This window comes from Hoeflea sp. BAL378 (assembly GCF_000759435.1).
In the GTDB taxonomy this organism is placed as follows: domain Bacteria; phylum Pseudomonadota; class Alphaproteobacteria; order Rhizobiales; family Rhizobiaceae; genus Hoeflea.
Map to the genome: position 1 here is coordinate 40,500 of NZ_JRJG01000038.1, position 15,686 is coordinate 56,185.

General features: G+C 64.6%; 14 protein-coding genes. 9 read left to right on the forward strand and 5 right to left on the reverse strand.

Annotated features, from left to right (window positions below):
• Positions 1–62: 62 nt before the first annotated feature.
• From LL06_RS10195 to LL06_RS10230, 8 genes are all read left to right on the forward strand, one after another.
• Positions 63–806, forward strand: coding sequence for an ABC transporter substrate-binding protein (locus LL06_RS10195; RefSeq protein ID WP_035525745.1), 744 nt, complete (start codon positions 63–65; stop codon positions 804–806).
• Positions 807–827: 21 nt separating this feature from the next.
• Positions 828–1,484, forward strand: coding sequence for an amino acid ABC transporter permease (locus LL06_RS10200; RefSeq protein ID WP_035525748.1), 657 nt, complete (start codon positions 828–830; stop codon positions 1,482–1,484).
• Positions 1,451–2,218, forward strand: coding sequence for an amino acid ABC transporter ATP-binding protein (locus tag LL06_RS10205; RefSeq protein WP_280114107.1), 768 nt, complete (start codon positions 1,451–1,453; stop codon positions 2,216–2,218). Before LL06_RS10200 ends, LL06_RS10205 begins: the two co-directional genes overlap by 34 nt.
• 78 nt (positions 2,219–2,296) lie before the next feature.
• Positions 2,297–3,541: an FAD-binding oxidoreductase gene (locus LL06_RS10210; RefSeq protein ID WP_244447095.1), complete on the forward strand. Its 1,245-nt coding sequence runs from the start codon at positions 2,297–2,299 to the stop codon at positions 3,539–3,541.
• 298 nt (positions 3,542–3,839) lie between these two features.
• The gene (locus LL06_RS10215) at positions 3,840–4,763 is read left to right on the forward strand and encodes a glyoxylate/hydroxypyruvate reductase A (RefSeq protein ID WP_035525753.1); all 924 of its coding nucleotides are present in this window, start codon (positions 3,840–3,842) and stop codon (positions 4,761–4,763) included.
• A gap of 18 nt (positions 4,764–4,781) precedes the next feature.
• On the forward strand, positions 4,782–5,135 hold the full coding sequence (locus tag LL06_RS10220) for a cupin domain-containing protein (RefSeq protein ID WP_035525754.1): 354 nt from the start codon (positions 4,782–4,784) through the stop codon (positions 5,133–5,135).
• Positions 5,136–5,162: 27 nt separating this feature from the next.
• Entirely contained in the window at positions 5,163–6,206 is a 1,044-nt protein-coding gene (locus LL06_RS10225; protein ID WP_035525755.1) for a tartrate dehydrogenase, read from the forward strand.
• 25 nt (positions 6,207–6,231) lie between these two features.
• Positions 6,232–7,677, forward strand: coding sequence for an NAD-dependent succinate-semialdehyde dehydrogenase (locus LL06_RS10230; protein WP_035525757.1), 1,446 nt, complete (start codon positions 6,232–6,234; stop codon positions 7,675–7,677).
• 131 nt (positions 7,678–7,808) lie between these two features.
• Here the strand turns inward: LL06_RS10230 and LL06_RS10235 are convergent, their stop codons facing one another.
• The 4 genes from LL06_RS10235 to LL06_RS10250 all read right to left on the reverse strand — a co-directional run bounded on the left by LL06_RS10235 (position 7,809) and on the right by LL06_RS10250 (position 12,458).
• Positions 7,809–8,711, reverse strand: a complete 903-nt coding sequence (locus LL06_RS10235) for a DMT family transporter (protein WP_035525759.1) — start codon at positions 8,709–8,711, stop codon at positions 7,809–7,811.
• A 127-nt stretch (positions 8,712–8,838) separates the two neighbouring features.
• Positions 8,839–10,296 carry an aldehyde dehydrogenase family protein gene (locus tag LL06_RS10240; protein WP_035525760.1) on the reverse strand — a complete coding sequence of 486 codons (1,458 nt, stop codon included), beginning with the start codon at positions 10,294–10,296 and terminating at the stop codon, positions 8,839–8,841.
• 124 nt (positions 10,297–10,420) lie between these two features.
• Positions 10,421–11,599, reverse strand: a complete 1,179-nt coding sequence (locus LL06_RS10245; RefSeq protein ID WP_035526129.1) for an alanine racemase — start codon at positions 11,597–11,599, stop codon at positions 10,421–10,423.
• Positions 11,600–11,609: 10 nt separating this feature from the next.
• A complete protein-coding gene (locus LL06_RS10250; RefSeq protein ID WP_035525762.1) occupies positions 11,610–12,458 on the reverse strand; it encodes a GNAT family N-acetyltransferase in 849 nt (282 codons plus the stop codon).
• A gap of 197 nt (positions 12,459–12,655) precedes the next feature.
• Here LL06_RS10250 and LL06_RS10255 point away from each other — a divergent pair, with 197 nt between their 5' ends.
• Positions 12,656–13,744 carry an ornithine cyclodeaminase family protein gene (locus LL06_RS10255; protein WP_345775678.1) on the forward strand — a complete coding sequence of 363 codons (1,089 nt, stop codon included), beginning with the start codon at positions 12,656–12,658 and terminating at the stop codon, positions 13,742–13,744.
• Between the two features lie 477 nt (positions 13,745–14,221).
• On the opposite strand, the gene LL06_RS10260 is transcribed toward LL06_RS10255, so the two are convergent.
• A complete protein-coding gene (locus LL06_RS10260) occupies positions 14,222–15,547 on the reverse strand; it encodes an FAD-binding oxidoreductase (protein ID WP_035525765.1) in 1,326 nt (441 codons plus the stop codon).
• Between the last annotated feature and the right edge of the window lie 139 nt (positions 15,548–15,686).

Genomic DNA, 15,686 nt, shown 5'->3' on the forward strand with positions numbered 1-15,686 from the left:
CGCGCCACAAACGCAAATCTTGGGACACGCTGTCCGCTCAATAATGTAACCAGGGGAATATCATGAATTTCAAGACCGCATTGCTCTCGCTGGCGCTGATGCTGGGATCCGTTCCCGCCCACGCCGATGTCGTCTACAAGGTCGGATCGACCCCGACCGGCGTTCCGTTTACCTTCCTCGACGCCGAGACGAACACGATCCAGGGCATGATGGTCGACCTCATCGCAGAGGTCGGCAAGGATGTCGGCTTCACGCCCGAGATTCAGGCCATGCCCTTCTCGACGCTGGTGCCCTCCCTGTCGTCCGGAAAAATCGACATCATTGCGGCAGCGATGTCGGCCACGCCCGAGCGCGGCAAGGTCGTCGACTTTACCAATGACGTTTACCGCTACGGCGAAGGCCTGATCGTGCCGAGCTCGGATGCCACGGACTACACCAGCCTCGAGGATATCAAGGGCAAGCGCATCGGTGCGCAGATCGGCACGAACTACCTCAACGTGCTCCAGGCTTCCGGCCTGTTTGCCGAAGTCAGGGCCTATGATGCGCTTCCCGACGTGCTGCGCGATGTCGCGAACGGCCGGGTCGACGCGGGCGTCGGCGACTACCCGATCCTGGGCTACCTGCTGTCGCAGGGCAAATACACCGACGTGCGGCTGGTCAAGTCCTACGTCCCCAGCGTCGTGGGCTCGGTGAACATTGCCGTCAAGAAGGGCAATGCCGAGCTGCAGGACAAGATCAACAAAAGCCTTGCAGCGATCAAGGAAGACGGCCGTCTGGACAAGATCCTGGCGAAGTGGGGTCTTTGATTGAAATAGACGGTCAGGACCATGCTAAACTTCATTGAGCAATCGGAACTTTACCTGCCAGTCCTGCTGCAGGGCGTGTATCTCACAGTCCTTGTCACGCTTGGCGGCTTCGTTCTGTCCACCGTTCTTGGCCTGGTTCTGGCATTCATGAGAGTGAGCGGCATCCGCTCACTCTCAGCCATCAGCCGCGTCTTTGTGATCGTGGTTCGGGGCATTCCCGCCCTTGTCACGCTGTTCTACATCTACTTCGTGTTCCCCGACCTGGGGCTGTCGCTGAGCGCTGTCCAGGCGGCGATCCTGGGCCTGGGCATCGCCTACTCCCCCTATATGGCCGAGGTGTTCCGCTCCGGCATCGAAGCGATCGATCGCGGGCAGTCGGAAGCCGCTCTTTCGATCGGCATGGGGTGGGGCATGGTCATGCGTCGTGTCATCCTGCCGCAGGCCATCAAGGTGGCTCTGCCTCCCTACGGCAGCACGATGGTCATGCTCTTGAAGGATTCGTCGCTGGCATCGACCATCACCGTTGCCGATCTCTCCCTGCAGGGCAAACTGCTGGCGTCGTCGACCTTCGAGAACACCACCATCTTCACGCTGGTAGCACTTCTCTATCTGGCGATGAGCCTTCCGCTGACCGCGTTCAACGGATGGCTCGAAAAGAGCCTGAGGCAACCACGATGACTCTCATTTCGCTTTCGAACGTCCGCAAATCCTACGGGCCCCATGAAGTCATCCGTGACGTGTCCACGTCGGTTGCCAAGGGGGAGGTTCTCTGTCTCATCGGCCCATCCGGATCGGGCAAGTCAACGCTGCTTCGCTGCATCAACGGCCTCGAGGACTATCAAGGCGGTGAAATCCTGGTGCATGGCGCAAGGGTCGACCGCAACGATCGCAACGGCATTCGCGGCATCAGGACGCGGGTGTCGATGGTGTTCCAGCGCTTCAATCTGTTCCCGCACCGCACGGCGCTCGAGAATGTTGCGGAGGGGCCGATCTATGTGAAGGGCGAACCGCGCGCCGAAGCGCTTGAGCGGTCGAGGGACCTGCTGGCGCGCGTCGGGCTGGCGGACAAGATCGACGCCCATCCCGCACAGCTCTCCGGTGGCCAGCAGCAACGTGTGGCAATTGCCCGCGCGCTTGGCATGAAGCCCGACGCCATCCTGTTTGACGAACCGACATCGGCGCTCGACCCGGAGCTGGTCGGCGAAGTGCTGGGCGTGATGCGCTCTCTTGCCGATGAAGGCATGACCATGGTTGTGGTCACCCACGAAATGGGCTTTGCCCGTGACGTCGCCGATCGCGTAATCTTTCTCGACGGCGGCGTGCTTCTTGAGGATGGGCCTCCCCAAGAGGTGCTGGTCCGCCCGCAAAACCCGCGAACGCAGGATTTTCTGCGTCGCATCCTTCCATCGTGAGCTATCAAAATGTCCAGTTTGAATGCGCCGTTCTTTTCTCCTGACGCCGTCGACACGCCTTACTGGTGGGATGCGGCGATGCCTGATGCCGCAGAGGCCGCCGCGATTCCCGCCAAGACGGAGGTCGCCATCATCGGTGCAGGCTTCACCGGCCTGAATGCCGCGCTGGTGCTGGCGCGGGCCGGCAAGCAGGTCTCCGTCTTTGAGGCAGATGCACCAGGGTGGGGCGCCTCCTCGCGCAACGGCGGTCTGCTCGGTCCCGGCTGGGCGTTCTTCGACACCGGCATGGGCTACAACGAAAGCGTCGCGCGCCGGGTGGTGGAGGAGAGCTTCCTCTCCCTGCAGCACGTCAAGGACGTTGTCGCCGCCGAGAATATCGACTGCGACCTGAAGGTTGTCGGCTATTTCAAGGGCGCCATGACCCCGCGCATCTATGATGGGCTCGGTCGCTACATCGACCGCATTCAGAAGGTGATCGACTGCGACGCCTATCTCGTCCCCCGGTCCGAACAGCATGCGGAGATCGGCACCGACCTCTATCACGGCGGCATCGTCATGCCGGGCTATGCCGGCATCCATCCCGGAAAATATGTCAAGGGTCTCGCCCAGGCCGCCGAGCGGCTCGGCGTGAAGATCTACAGCAATGCCCGCGTGACCGATCTTCAGCCGAAATCAGGCGAGTACAGCTTCAAGGTCCGGGGCCGCGACGTCACTGCGCGGCAGGTCCTGATGGCAACCAATGGCTACAGCGGCTCGCTGCTGCCCTATCTCAAGCGTCGCATCATCCCGGTTGGAAGCGGCATCATCGCCACCGAACCTCTACCGCCCGAAGTAATGGATCGCCTGATGCCGAAGCGGCGGATGCTCGCCGGCAGCCAGCGCGTGGTCACCTACTATCGGCCTTCGCCCGATGGAACGCGTGTCATCTTTGGCGGCAGGGTGCTCGACATGAGCGGCAGGCCCAAGGTCAACACGGCCAATGCAGCCTATATCCGAAGCCTGATGCTCAAGGTGTTTCCCGAACTTGAGAAGACCAGGATCAGCCATTACTGGCATGGGCAGCTCGGCTTCACCTTCGATCATTTCCCGCATGTCGAGCAGATCGACGGCATGTATTTCTCGGGCGGCTACAATGGCACCGGCGTGGCGCGCGCGAGCTGGCTGGGAAGCAGGGTGGCGCACCAGATGCTGGGCAGCGACCTCGGCAAGACGGTCTATTCGGACCTCAAGTTCAACTCCCGCCCCTTCTTCAACGGCAAGCCGTGGTTCCTTCCGCTGGCGGTCTGGTACTACGGCATGCTCGACAAATGGGACCAGCGTTAAGGCCGGCAGGCCAAGGGTCGCGCATGCCGGGGGCCGCGACCCTCGGCATGCAGGCCGGGAATGCCGGTCATTGTCCCCGCGAGGACGCAACCCCAAGTCCGTTCAGGAGTCCGTCCCCGCGGTGCGGCACAGGCGCGCTCCACATCGTCTTCGGCTGAGGCCGGCATCCCAGAGACCACCCGCATGATTTGCTTAATCGATCGCCCAGACCGCACTTTCTATCTGATTTTCGCGGTCATACGGCACCGGTCCGGAGGATCTCCCGATTACCATGCCGCGAGGATGAGAAAGGCCGCCCATGACGCTGCTCTGTAACCTGGACTCTGCCCGCGCCGCTGCCTTTGCGGCGGTTTTCGAGCGCGCCTTGCCGGAGATCCCGCTCTCGCTGGACCCGGCCTCCGTGGATCCTGAAGAGGTGCGCTATCTTCTGAGCTGGCAAGTGCCGGCGGATGTCGACCGCTACCCCAATCTCGAGATCATGTTCTCGACGAGCGCCGGCATAGATCAGATCGCTTTCGACACTCTGCCGGCCAATGTGAAGCTCGTCCGCATGGTCGAGGACGGCATCATCCGCATGATGCAGGAATATGTCGCGCTCTCGGTCCTGATGCTGCATCGCAATTTCGTCGGCTACAAGGATCAGCAGGCCAAGGCTATATGGCAAGTCATAGCCCAGCCGCAAGCCGCCGAAAGGCGTATCGGCGTGCTCGGCCTCGGGGTTCTCGGGCAGGCGGTTCTCGAACGCCTCGCGCCGTTCGGCTTTGAGCTCTCCGGTTGGAGCCGCAGCGCCAAGCACATCGCCGGCGTGACCTGTCTCAGCGGCGAGGAGGGCTTTGCGAAGCTGATCGCCACCAGCGATATCCTGATCTGCCTTCTGCCGCTCACCGGGGAGACCACCGGCCTGCTCGATGCCGGGCTGCTCGCCCGATTGCCGCAAGGCGCCTCGCTCGTCCAGGTCGGTCGGGGAGCGCACCTCGATCACCAGGCCCTGCTCGATGCGCTGGACCGGGGCCACTTGTCGGCCGCCGTGCTCGATGTCACCGAGCCCGAACCATTGCCGGCCGCCCACCCTTTCTGGTCGCACTCCAGGATCGTGCTGACGCCGCACATCGCCAGCATCACCCAGCCCACCACCGCGGCACTAGCCGTGAGCGACAACATTCGCCGACATCTTCAGGATCAGGATCTCATCGGTCTTGTCGACCGCACCCGCAACTACTGAACAACCAAAGGAAGACTCATGACCGGCATTCACAGGATTGACCACAACCCGACTTTCGCGCCGAAGGAATCGGTGGCTGCGCCCGACCGTCTGATTTCGGGCGATCCGCATTTCAAGAGCTGGCCGATGGATGAGGCCAAGGACGGCACCGTCAAGACGGGCGTCTGGGAGGGAACGCCGGGCGTCACCCACTCGATCAAGGGCGATACGTTCGAATTCTGCCATCTGCTCGCAGGCGTTATCGAACTGACGCCCAAGGACGGCGAACCGGTCGTCTATCGCGCCGGCGACAGCTTCGTCATGAAGCCGGGCTTCGTCGGCGTCTGGAAGACGATCGAGACCGTGCGCAAGATCTACGTCACCGTCACCTGACCGGCGCGCGCGAAAAGGGTTGATGACATGAAAAGCTACGACATCGCTCTCATCCCGGCAGATGGCATCGGTCCGGACGTGGTGGACGCCGCCTGGGCGGTGTTGAGCAAGGTGGCAGCGCAGAGTGGTTTCGGGCTTTCCGGAACCACTTTCCCCTGGTCCTGCACCTACTACAAGGAGACCGGCCAGATGATGCCGGGCGACGGCATCGAAACCCTGCGCTCCTTCGACGCCATCCTGCTCGGATCGGTCGGCTGGCCGGCGGAAGTGCCGGATTCGGTGTCCTTGCACGGCCTTCTGCTGACGATCCGCAAGGCTTTCGATCAGTATGCCAACATGCGGTCGCACCGGCTGCTGCCGGGCGTCAACGGGCCCCTGAAGGCGACGGATTTCGACCTCCTGTGCATTCGCGAGAACACCGAAGGCGAATATTCCGGCGCGGGCGGGCGGGTCCATCAAGGGACGCCCTCGGAAGTGGTCGTCGAAACCTCGATCTTCACCCGGCGCGGCGTCGAGCGCATTCTTCGCCATGGTTTCGAACAGGCGCGGCAGCGGAGCGGGCGCCTGGCATCCGTCACCAAGTCGAATGCGCAGCGGCATTCCATGGTCTTCTGGGACGAAGTCACCCGCGAACTTGCCGCAGAATATTCCGATGTCGAGGTGACCTCCTACCATGTGGACGCGCTGGCGGCGCGCCTGATCATGGCTCCGGAAAGCCTCGACGTCATCGTCGCCTCCAATCTCTTCGGCGATATCCTCACGGACATGGGCGCCGCAATCCAGGGCGGGCTGGGGTTCGCCGCATCGGCGAACATCAATCCGGACCGCTCGGTGCCGTCGATGTTCGAACCGGTGCACGGCTCCGCCCCCGATATCGCTCATCTGGGCATCGCCAACCCGATCGCCACCATCTGGTCGGGCGCGATGATGCTCGAGCATCTGGGCGAAAGGCCGGCGGCGGGCCGGGTGATGAACGCCATCGCGGCGGCGACCGGAAAGGGCATCGGGGCCACGCCGGGCAAGGACAAGACTTCGGCAATCACCGCAGCAGTGCTTGAAGCGCTGGACTGACATCAGGAGAATTGAGTTGAACGCAATGACTGGACAGGCGCTTTTGCGCCAGAGCGCCCTGATCGGTGGAGAATGGGTCGCAGCCCGCTCGGGCAGGACGCTGGACGTGATGAACCCGGCGACCGGGCAGTCGATCGGCTCCGTGCCGGACATGGACGGGAGCGACACCCGGGCGGCGATCGCGGCGGCCGAGGCTGCCTATGCCGACTGGAAGAGCCGGACCGCCGCCCAGCGCGCGACCCTGCTTGAGGCCTGGCATGCGCTGATGCTCGCCCATCTCGAGGATCTCGCGCAGATCCTGACTTCCGAGCAGGGCAAACCCCTGTCGGAGGCGCGCGGCGAGATCGCCTATGGCGCCTCCTTCGTCAAATGGTTCGCCGAGGAGGCGCGCCGCGTGTCCGGGTCGACGATTCCCGCTCCCACCTCCGACCGGCGGATCGTCACGCTCAAGCAGCCCATCGGCGTCTGCGGCATCATCACCCCGTGGAACTTCCCCAATGCGATGATCACGCGCAAGGTCGCCCCGGCGCTGGCCGCCGGCTGCACGGTGGTGATCAAGCCCTCCGAACTCACGCCCTTTTCCGCGCTCGCGCTCGGGGTCCTCGCCGAGCGGGCCGGGATCCCGGCCGGCGTGATCAACATCGTCACCGGACTGCCTACCGCCATCGGCGCGGAGATCATGGCCAGCGAGACGGTGCGGAAGATCTCCTTCACCGGCTCGACCCGCGTCGGCGCGTTGCTGATGAAGGGGGCCGCGGACAGCATCAAGCGGCTGTCGCTCGAACTGGGCGGCAATGCGCCCTTCATCGTCTTCGAAGACGCCGATCTCGACCTGGCGGTCGAGGGCGCGCTGGTCTCGAAGTTCCGCAATGGCGGCCAGACCTGTGTCTGCGCCAACCGGATCCTGGTGCACAGCTCCGTCTATGATGACTTTGCCGACCGGCTGACCAGGCGCGTCGATGCCATGAAGGTCGGGCCCGGCACCGGCGCGGATGTGGCGATCGGGCCGATGATCAACAGCGCGGCACTCGAAAAGATCGAGCGCCACGTCGCCGACGCCATCATCAAGGGTGCGAAAATCAAAACCGCGGAGCGTTCGGTGGAGCCGGGATCGAACTATTTCGCGCCGGTGGTTCTCACCGACGCCACCACCGAGATGCTGCTTTCGCGCGAAGAGACCTTCGGGCCGGTGGCGCCGCTGTTCCGTTTCGAAACCGAGGAAGAAGCCATCGGCATCGCCAACGGAACCCCGTTCGGCCTGGCCGCCTATTTCTATACCGAAAGCCTGAGCCGCGCCTGGCGCGTCGGCGAAGCGCTGGAATTCGGCATGGTGGGCCTCAACACGGGCGCGATCTCGATGGAGGTGGCGCCGTTCGGCGGCGTCAAGCAATCGGGCCTGGGGCGCGAAGGCGGCCAGCTCGGCATCGAGGAATATCTCGAGGTCAAGGCCTTCCACATGGGCGGTCTTTAGGGTCGGCCTGACGCCCGCGTCCTGACACTCTCTCCAAGCTGTTGTCGGTCAAAAGCACAAGGATCCGCCCCGGGCATGTCGGGGCGGATCTTCGCGTTATGGAGAGGCAATTGAGCTTTCCGCTCGAGCCGCTAGATCTTTTTGCGCCCCATGACGGTGATTGCACCGCCGGCCAGAACAAGCGGCAGCGCCACGAGGAAGGCCGATGAAATTGGTTGATTGAAGAGCAGCAGGTCGGCCAGAAGCGGCCAGATGATCGCGAAATAGTCGAAAGGCGCCAGGAAGGATGCTTCCGCATTGCGAAACGCCACCGTGCTCGCGATCTGCGCCAACCCGCCGAACAGTCCGGCCAGGACCAGCAGCACGAACCCCGTCAGGTCCGGCATCACCCAGCCGAAGGGCAGGGTCGCAAGCCCGCATGTCATCGAGGTCACGATGAAGTAGAAGGCGATGGCGCCTGCGCTCTCGGTGCGGTTCAGGCGCCGGATCATGATCAGTGCGAACGCGGTCAAGACACCGGTGAGAAGACCCAATATATAGCCCGCCAGCCGGTCGCCGGAAATCTGGCCTCCGCTCAGTTCGGGCCAGAACAGCACCAGGACGCCGGCGAAACCGATGACCACCCCGCTGGCCCGTCCCGCCGTCATCCGCTCTGACAGGATGAAGACGCCGGCGATGGCCGTGAAGATCGGCGCCAGATAGCCGAGCAGCGTCGCCTCGGCGAGCGGCAGGCGGGCGATTGCGGCGAAGGACGTGAACATGGCCGTTGCGCCGAGAGCGGAGCGGAGCAGGTGGCCGAGGGGCCGACGCGTTGCAAGTCCGGACGGAAGCTCCGACCGCAGCCAGAGGAACAGGACCAGGGGTATGAGGGCAAACAGCGACCGGTAGAAGACGATCTCACCGAGCGGGATCGAACCTGACAGGCTCTTCACACAGACCGACATGGCCGCGAAAAGCAGTCCTGCCAGCACTCTCAGAGAGGCTCCCAGCCAGGGCCGCTCCTCAGGGTGCGAAACGGCGCCGGGCACACTCATCTGGCTTTTCCTTGATAGCTCATGGCGGACAAACGGCCGGGCGGGAATTGGCGCAGGTCACGGCCGGACCCGACGCGTGAGGATCTAGCGTCCGGATGGGCGTAGCGGCGGCGATCCGGGTGAACGCCTAGTCGAAATAGCCAAGGATCGATTTGACTTCGAGATATTCGGCCAGGCCTTCCGGGCCGTATTCGCGCCCGTTGCCGGACTGCTTGTAGCCGCCGAACGGCGCCTGCGGGTCCCAGGCCGGATAATTGAGATGAACCTGGCCGGACCTGATCTGTGCGGCAACGTCCTTTACGACGGACATGTCCTTGCCCTGCACCTGCGCGCCAAGGCCGTAGACAGTGTCATTGGCGATGTCGATGGCTTCCTCGATCGTGTCATAGGGGATGATGCAGAGAACCGGTCCGAAGATCTCCTCCCTGGCGATCTGCATGTCCGTCCGCACTTCGGAAAAGATCGTCGGTCTTGCATAAAGCCCGGCCGTCAGCCCGTCCGGTCTGCCTGCGCCGCCGGTGAGCAGCTTCGCGCCTTCGGCAAGGCCGGTCTCGATCATCATCTGCACACGGTTGAATTGCGCCTGGTTGGCCATCGCACCATGGGTCGTTGTCGGAGAAAGAGGATCTCCGACCACAATTTCCGACGCGGCCCGGGCGGCGATCGCTTCCACCTCGGGCAGCAGGGCCCGGGGAACGATCATGCGCGTCGGCGCGCTGCAGGATTGACCGAGATTGCGGAACGCCGAGGCGACGCCGAGCGAGACGGCGCGCTCGAGATCCGCATCGGGGAGGATGATGTTGGGGGACTTGCCGCCGAGTTCCTGCGCCACCCGCTTGACGGTCGGCGCGGCGGCCTGGGCCACCAGGATGCCGGCGCGGGTCGAGCCGGTGATGGAAATCATGTCGACGTCGGGATGGGAAGCCATCCTCTGCCCGACGACCGGGCCGTCGCCGTTGACAAGATTGAAGACACCGGCCGGAAAGCCCGCTTCCTCGACAGCCTCCGCGAAGAGCAAGGCATCGAGCGGCGCAAGCTCGCTCGGCTTCAGGATCACGGTGCAGCCCGCGGCCAGGGCGGGGGACACCTTGGCGGTGATCTGGAACAGCGGCCAGTTCCAGGGCGTGATCAGCCCGCACACGCCGATCGGCTCGCGGACGATCGCCGTATGGCCGCGCTGCTCGAGAAACGGGAAGGACAGAAGGACGTCGCGCGTGGTTTTGACATGCGCAAGCGCGAGCGGCACCTGGGCGGTGCGCGCATAGCTGATGGCGGCGCCCATTTCCGCCGTCAGGCACTCGGCGAACAGCTCGCTGCGGCTTTCCAGGATCGACAGCAGGCGGGTGAGCAGTTCGGCGCGTTCTTGCGGCGTGGTGCGCGACCAGGCCCGGAAGGCGCGGCGCGCCGCAGCCACAGCCCTGTCGACATCCTGCGCGTCGCCCAACGCGATATGGGCAATCACGTCCCCGGTGGCCGGGTTGGTGACGGCGCCTTTCTCGGCGCCCGATGCCTCCACCCAGCGCCCGTCAATGAAGAACTGCCCCAGCCTGTTGTGGGCGACGAGATGTTCGAGAGCTGCGGTCATGGGTCTATATCCTTCATGGCGAAACAGGCGCCGACTGTCGGCGGAAATCGGGGATGGCCGAAATGTCACGGGATGGTTGGCCAATCAAAATTCTTGCGAAGCGCTGGGATCATCGCGCGACGGATTACCAGCCGCGCATGCGGGTCCAGCGCGCCTGGATGGCGGGGCTTTCGCCCTTCACGACACTGTAGAAATCGTGCTGGGCCGCCATGGCGCAGGCATGGTTTGGCAATATCCGCACCCTCGCGCCGATCGGCAGGTCCGGCATGGCTTCGGTCGATCCCGGGCGAAGGGCCAGAATGCCGTGTTCCTGGCTTGCCTGGGCGACGATCACGTCGTCATAGACACGGCCTTTCTCGTCGCAGACGATGCCGTAGCCCTGGTCGATCTTCTGGCTGGAGGTCCCGCGGTCGCGCGACAGGGCCATCCAGCCCGCATCCACCAGGATCCAGCCCTTGTCCGGCTTGGCGCCGACGACGGTGGCAAGCACCGAGATCGCCAGATCATCGAGCGTGCAGACGCCGACGCCGTGCTGGACAAGATCAAAGAACATGTAGACGCCGGCGCGCACCTCGGTGACGCCGTCAAGATTCTCGGCAAAATGCGCCGTCGGCGTGGAGCCCAGGCTGACGATCGGGCAGGCGTGGCCGTGTGCCCTGAGGATGTCGGCGGCGCGCACGGTGGCGGCGCGTTCGTTCTCGGCGGCCGCCACCAGCGCTTCCCGGGTGTTCAGCGCGTAGGATTCGCCTGCATGCGACAGCACGCCGACGAGATCCACCCCCGCGGCCTTCATCCGGTCGGCAACGGCGATGAGGGCCGGATCGGCCGGTTTCAGACCGCCGCGATGATCGTCGACGTCGAGTTCGATGAAGGCGGATGGGGTGACGCCGGTCTTCCTGCCCGCTTCGCCAAGCGCATCCGCCTGGTCCACCGTGTCGAGGAGAAATTTCACATTGGCCCCGGTGCGACGGCTGAGTTCGAGCCCGCGCACGGCTGCGGCCGGAGAGACGCCCACGGCATAGGTGATGTCCTTGAAGCCATAACCGGCGAAATATTCGGCCTCGGCCAGGGTCGAGACCGTGATCGGGCCCGGCTCCCCGGGATAGATCCGCCGGGCGACATCGATGCTCTTGGCGGTTTTCATGTGCGGGCGCAAAACGGCGCCGAATTTGCCGACATGATCCGCAAGCCGCTTGATGTTGCGATCGAGCTTGCCCTGGTCGAGCAGCAGCGTCGGGGTGATCAGGTCGTCTATGGTCGCGGCTCCGCCCTTGGTCTGGGGGTCAACCTGCTTGGTGTCCATCGTCATCATCCTAACTGAAAGATTGGTTCGCAACCGCGTACATGTGGAAGGGGGCGACCGGGGCGGGTGTGGTTCCATGTACCATCGACACGGCCTCGCCGGCCAACGGGAGCCCGAGCTCTCGGAGCCAGTCGCTCAATCCGTCATCGGCATACACATCGATGCGGACGAACCGGCCGCGCAGTTTGACAAGGTGCGCGCAGATCAACCGTCTTGCGTCCTCAATGCTGGCGGCGGCGACGGGGCCAACCACGTATCCGCGTCCAAACCGCCGGCAGATGGCATAGCCGGCGATCTCTTGATCGCGCACGAGCACGAGACCCTCGCCGGCGCCGAGAAGCGCGGCGACCAGATGCTGGCGCGGCATTCCGATCGCCCGTTCATCGAGGGCCTGGATTGCTGCCAGGTCGTCGGCCGTCGCCGGGCGGATGTCGTCGCTCCGGTCGATCTGCGGAACGTCGGCCAGGATCCCCTGATGCTGGTGCACCATGCCCCAGGGCTCGAAGCCGCGGCGGCGATAGAGCGGCAGCCCCTGTTCCGTGGAATTGAGAAGGACGTTTCGGCCTTTGGTTGATTGCAGCAACGCGTCGAAGAGCCGCGACCCATGGCCGCCGCCCTGCGCTTTGGCCGTCACGATGATCATGCCGGCGGTGGCGTACCGCGCTCCATAGCACCACCAGAGAGCCGTCCCGAGAACCTCTCCGTCCCGTTCGAGAACCACGCCTTCACCGACCTGAGCGGCAAACTGCCAGTCCTCCAGCCGGTAAGGCCAGGAAAACTCCTGGGAAAGTTTCAGGGCGCCTTCGAGATGCCGGTTGTCCAGCTTCACCAGCGCAATTTCGCAGCTTTCATTGCTCATGAGTGTCCAGGTATCCGCCCTATCGGAAGCCGCGTCATGCTCCACTTTGAAGTCAGGAATGTTCAGCCAGTTTCCCCGCGCCGCCACACATTTCTGTGCTTTTTTGACCTGGCTATTTGGTGGATTAATCTGTTTTCCGCGACAGGGCGGCATCACCTGTGCAGGCCATTCTGGTCTAAGAGGACCAGCGTATCAACATGCTCGATGGTGCGTCATTGCGCGCGTCCGGCGTGAGTCATGGATCATGGTCCGGGCCGGGCGGTGGATTGGCGAGGTCTTTGCTGCGCACGAAGTCCGGGGCGCCAAGGGACGCGCCCCTGTTGAGCTCGGCAGAGGGACCAGCCATGATCTATATAAGCGAGGAAGACTCCGCGGCGCTGATTTCGCACGAAATCGCCTATGAGGCCGTTCGCGCAGCACTTGTGGCGGCCGTGAGCGCCGAGGGGCGCGTCTTTCCTGCCGTGCTGGGCCGTTCCGCTTCGCCGACCAACACCTTCTCGATCAAGTCGGGCTCCTCGGACCATCTGACCGGCGTGAAGGTCGGTTCGTTCTGGTCCAAGAACCCCGAACGCAGGTTGCCGCGCCACAATTCGACGATTGTCCTGCTCGACCAGGAGATCGGCCGACTGAGCGCCGTCGTCGAGGCGGGGACCGCAAATGCCTACAGGACGGCCGCCGCCGATGCCGTGGCGGCCGATCTCCTGGCCCGCAAGGATGCCCGGACGCTGACGATATTCGGGGCCGGAAACCAGGCGCGCTACGAGGTCCTGGCCCTCGCGCGCATCCGCCCGATCGACATCGTCCATGTGGTCGCCCGGCCTTCGGAGCGGCGCGACGCCTTCGTGGAGCTGTTGCGGGCGAACGGCCTGAATGCGCGGGTCGCCGCGGCAGAGGAGGCGGTGTCCTCGTCGGATATCGTCGTTACCGCAACGCCGGCGCGCGAAGCCCTGTTCGAGGCAGGCTGGGTCCGGCCCGGCACGCACGTTGCCAGCATGGGCTCGGACGCTCCTGGAAAGCACGAACTGCCGACCCAACTCATGGCAACCGCCGATCTGTTTTGCGACCTGCCGTCGCAATCGGTCATGATCGGGGATTTTCAGCATATCCGCGATCGGGTCGCCAATGGCGAAATCGCCCTTACTGCCATCGGCGACGTCATCAAGGGGACTGCAGCCGGACGCAAATCCGACGACGCGATCACGGTCTTCGACAGCTCCGGGATCGCACTGCAGGATCTCTACATCGCCGATGCCCTGATCAAGGCAAGGATGCAGAGCGCCACCTGACCGGTTCACTCCGGCAGGTTCGCCGTCCATTTACGCAGGCATGGACCATGGGCCTTTGACCGGTAGCGAACCCGCAGGAGCCTGCGTCCGGCCTGCGCAAGACACGTCGCGGTGACTCCGGATCTGGCTCAAACCAAACTACGACGGCACGTGCCCGAGCCCCTCCGTGGGCGCCTGCATCCATAGGCATGGCTTATGAGGTGACCTGTAACCGGTCTTGGACAGCTTGCCCCTGCGCTGTTTGACTTCAGCATTCAGGAATACGGGCGAGAGGAAAGCCATATGCATGTCATCGTTCCGGGTCGCGGATAGATGGAGACAGCCCCGGCCTGTTTCCGGCCCGAGGCGGCGCCTGCCTCACGTTGTTGGTGTTCGACGGGGTCGGTGCGTGGGCGACGCGATGGCGGAACCCGTCGCGAGGGGCAAACGCGAGACTTCCCTTCCGGCATTTCCTATCGGCCGGTTGACGGTGCGGGTCTAGAACTTCGCGACCTTGCCCCATTGGCTCTGCCGGAAACGGTCGAGCCGGTATTGCGCGACCTCGGTGATCGGCGGCCGCCCCAGCGCCAGATCGGCGACAAGGTGGCCGACCCCGGGGCCGATGCCGAAGCCATGCCCCGACAGACCGGCGGCAAGAATCAGCCCGCCAATCCCGACATCGGCGTCGATCACCGGCACGCCGTCGGGGGTGGTGTCGATATAGCCGGCCCAACTCGCCTGCACCGGACTGTCGCGCAGGGCCGGCAGCAGGCGGCGTGCGCGGCGCAAGGTCTCCGCGACCAGCGCCTGCGAGGGGCGCGGATCGAGAATGCGCATCCGCTCCATCGGCGTCTCCCGGTCCATCGCCCACCGCGCGCGGGTCTCGAACCCGCTGCGCCATCCCTGCAGCCCGCCCGGGCGCAGCGCGCGCCAGCGCTTGGCGAACATCGGCAGGAAATCCTTTGCGCCCATCATGGCGCCGGGGGTCAGGTCGAGGTGTCCGCGCCCCGAAATCGCAAGCGTATGGCCTCCGTCGCCACGCCTTGTGACGGAGACCGCAGCCGTGTGCAGGGCGCTCGGCACGCCCTCGGCCCCCGGCGCTACCGAGAGGATCGAACTGCGGATGGCCGCCTGGGGAAAGGTGACGCCCAACTGATGCAGGAAGCTGCCGGCCCAGGCGCCGCCCGCCATCACCACCTGTCGGGTCGCGATCACGCCGCGCTCGGTGATCACTCCGCAAACCGCACCCGCCGCCAGTTCGAGCCCGCGGGCTGCACAGTTCTGCACGACCCGGCCGCCGTGCTTGCCGACGCCCTTGGCGATCAGCGGCGCGGCCCGCGCCGGATCGGCAATGCCATCGGTCGGCGACCAGACGCCGCCGAGCCAGCTCCGGCCGGTGGCCGCGCCGCGCCCGGTCGCCTCGGCCGCGCCCAGCATGCGCGTGTCGATACCCTCGCCGCGGGCGAACCGGCCCCAGGCGGCCCAGCCCTCAAGCTCGGACTCTGTGTTGGACAGGTACAGAAGCCCGCAGCGGCGAAAGCCGAGATCCTCGCCGATGTCGGCGGCCATCTCCTCCCACAGCGCAAGGCTCCTGGTCGACAGCGGGAGCTCGCGCGCGTCGCGGTTCTGCTGCCGGCACCAGCCCCAGTTCCGGCTCGACTGTTCGGCGCCGACCAGGCCCTTTTCCAGAAGCACGACGGACTTGCCGGCCCTTGCAAGCCAGTAGGCCGCACTGACGCCGACGATTCCCGCGCCGATGACGACGCAATCAGCGGATGCAGGCAAGACGTCGGGTGTGGAAATCTGCATCAGGGGAGCGGGCATCGGGGTCTCCATTCGATGCCGGGAGACTACCCGCGCCGCAGGAGCGGCATGTGCTGGATGCCGATACCGATCCGGCATTTTCTGTTAAATAGGCTTGACAGCATGAGGGCTCCGCCTTCTCACAGAGAATTCAGCGCCG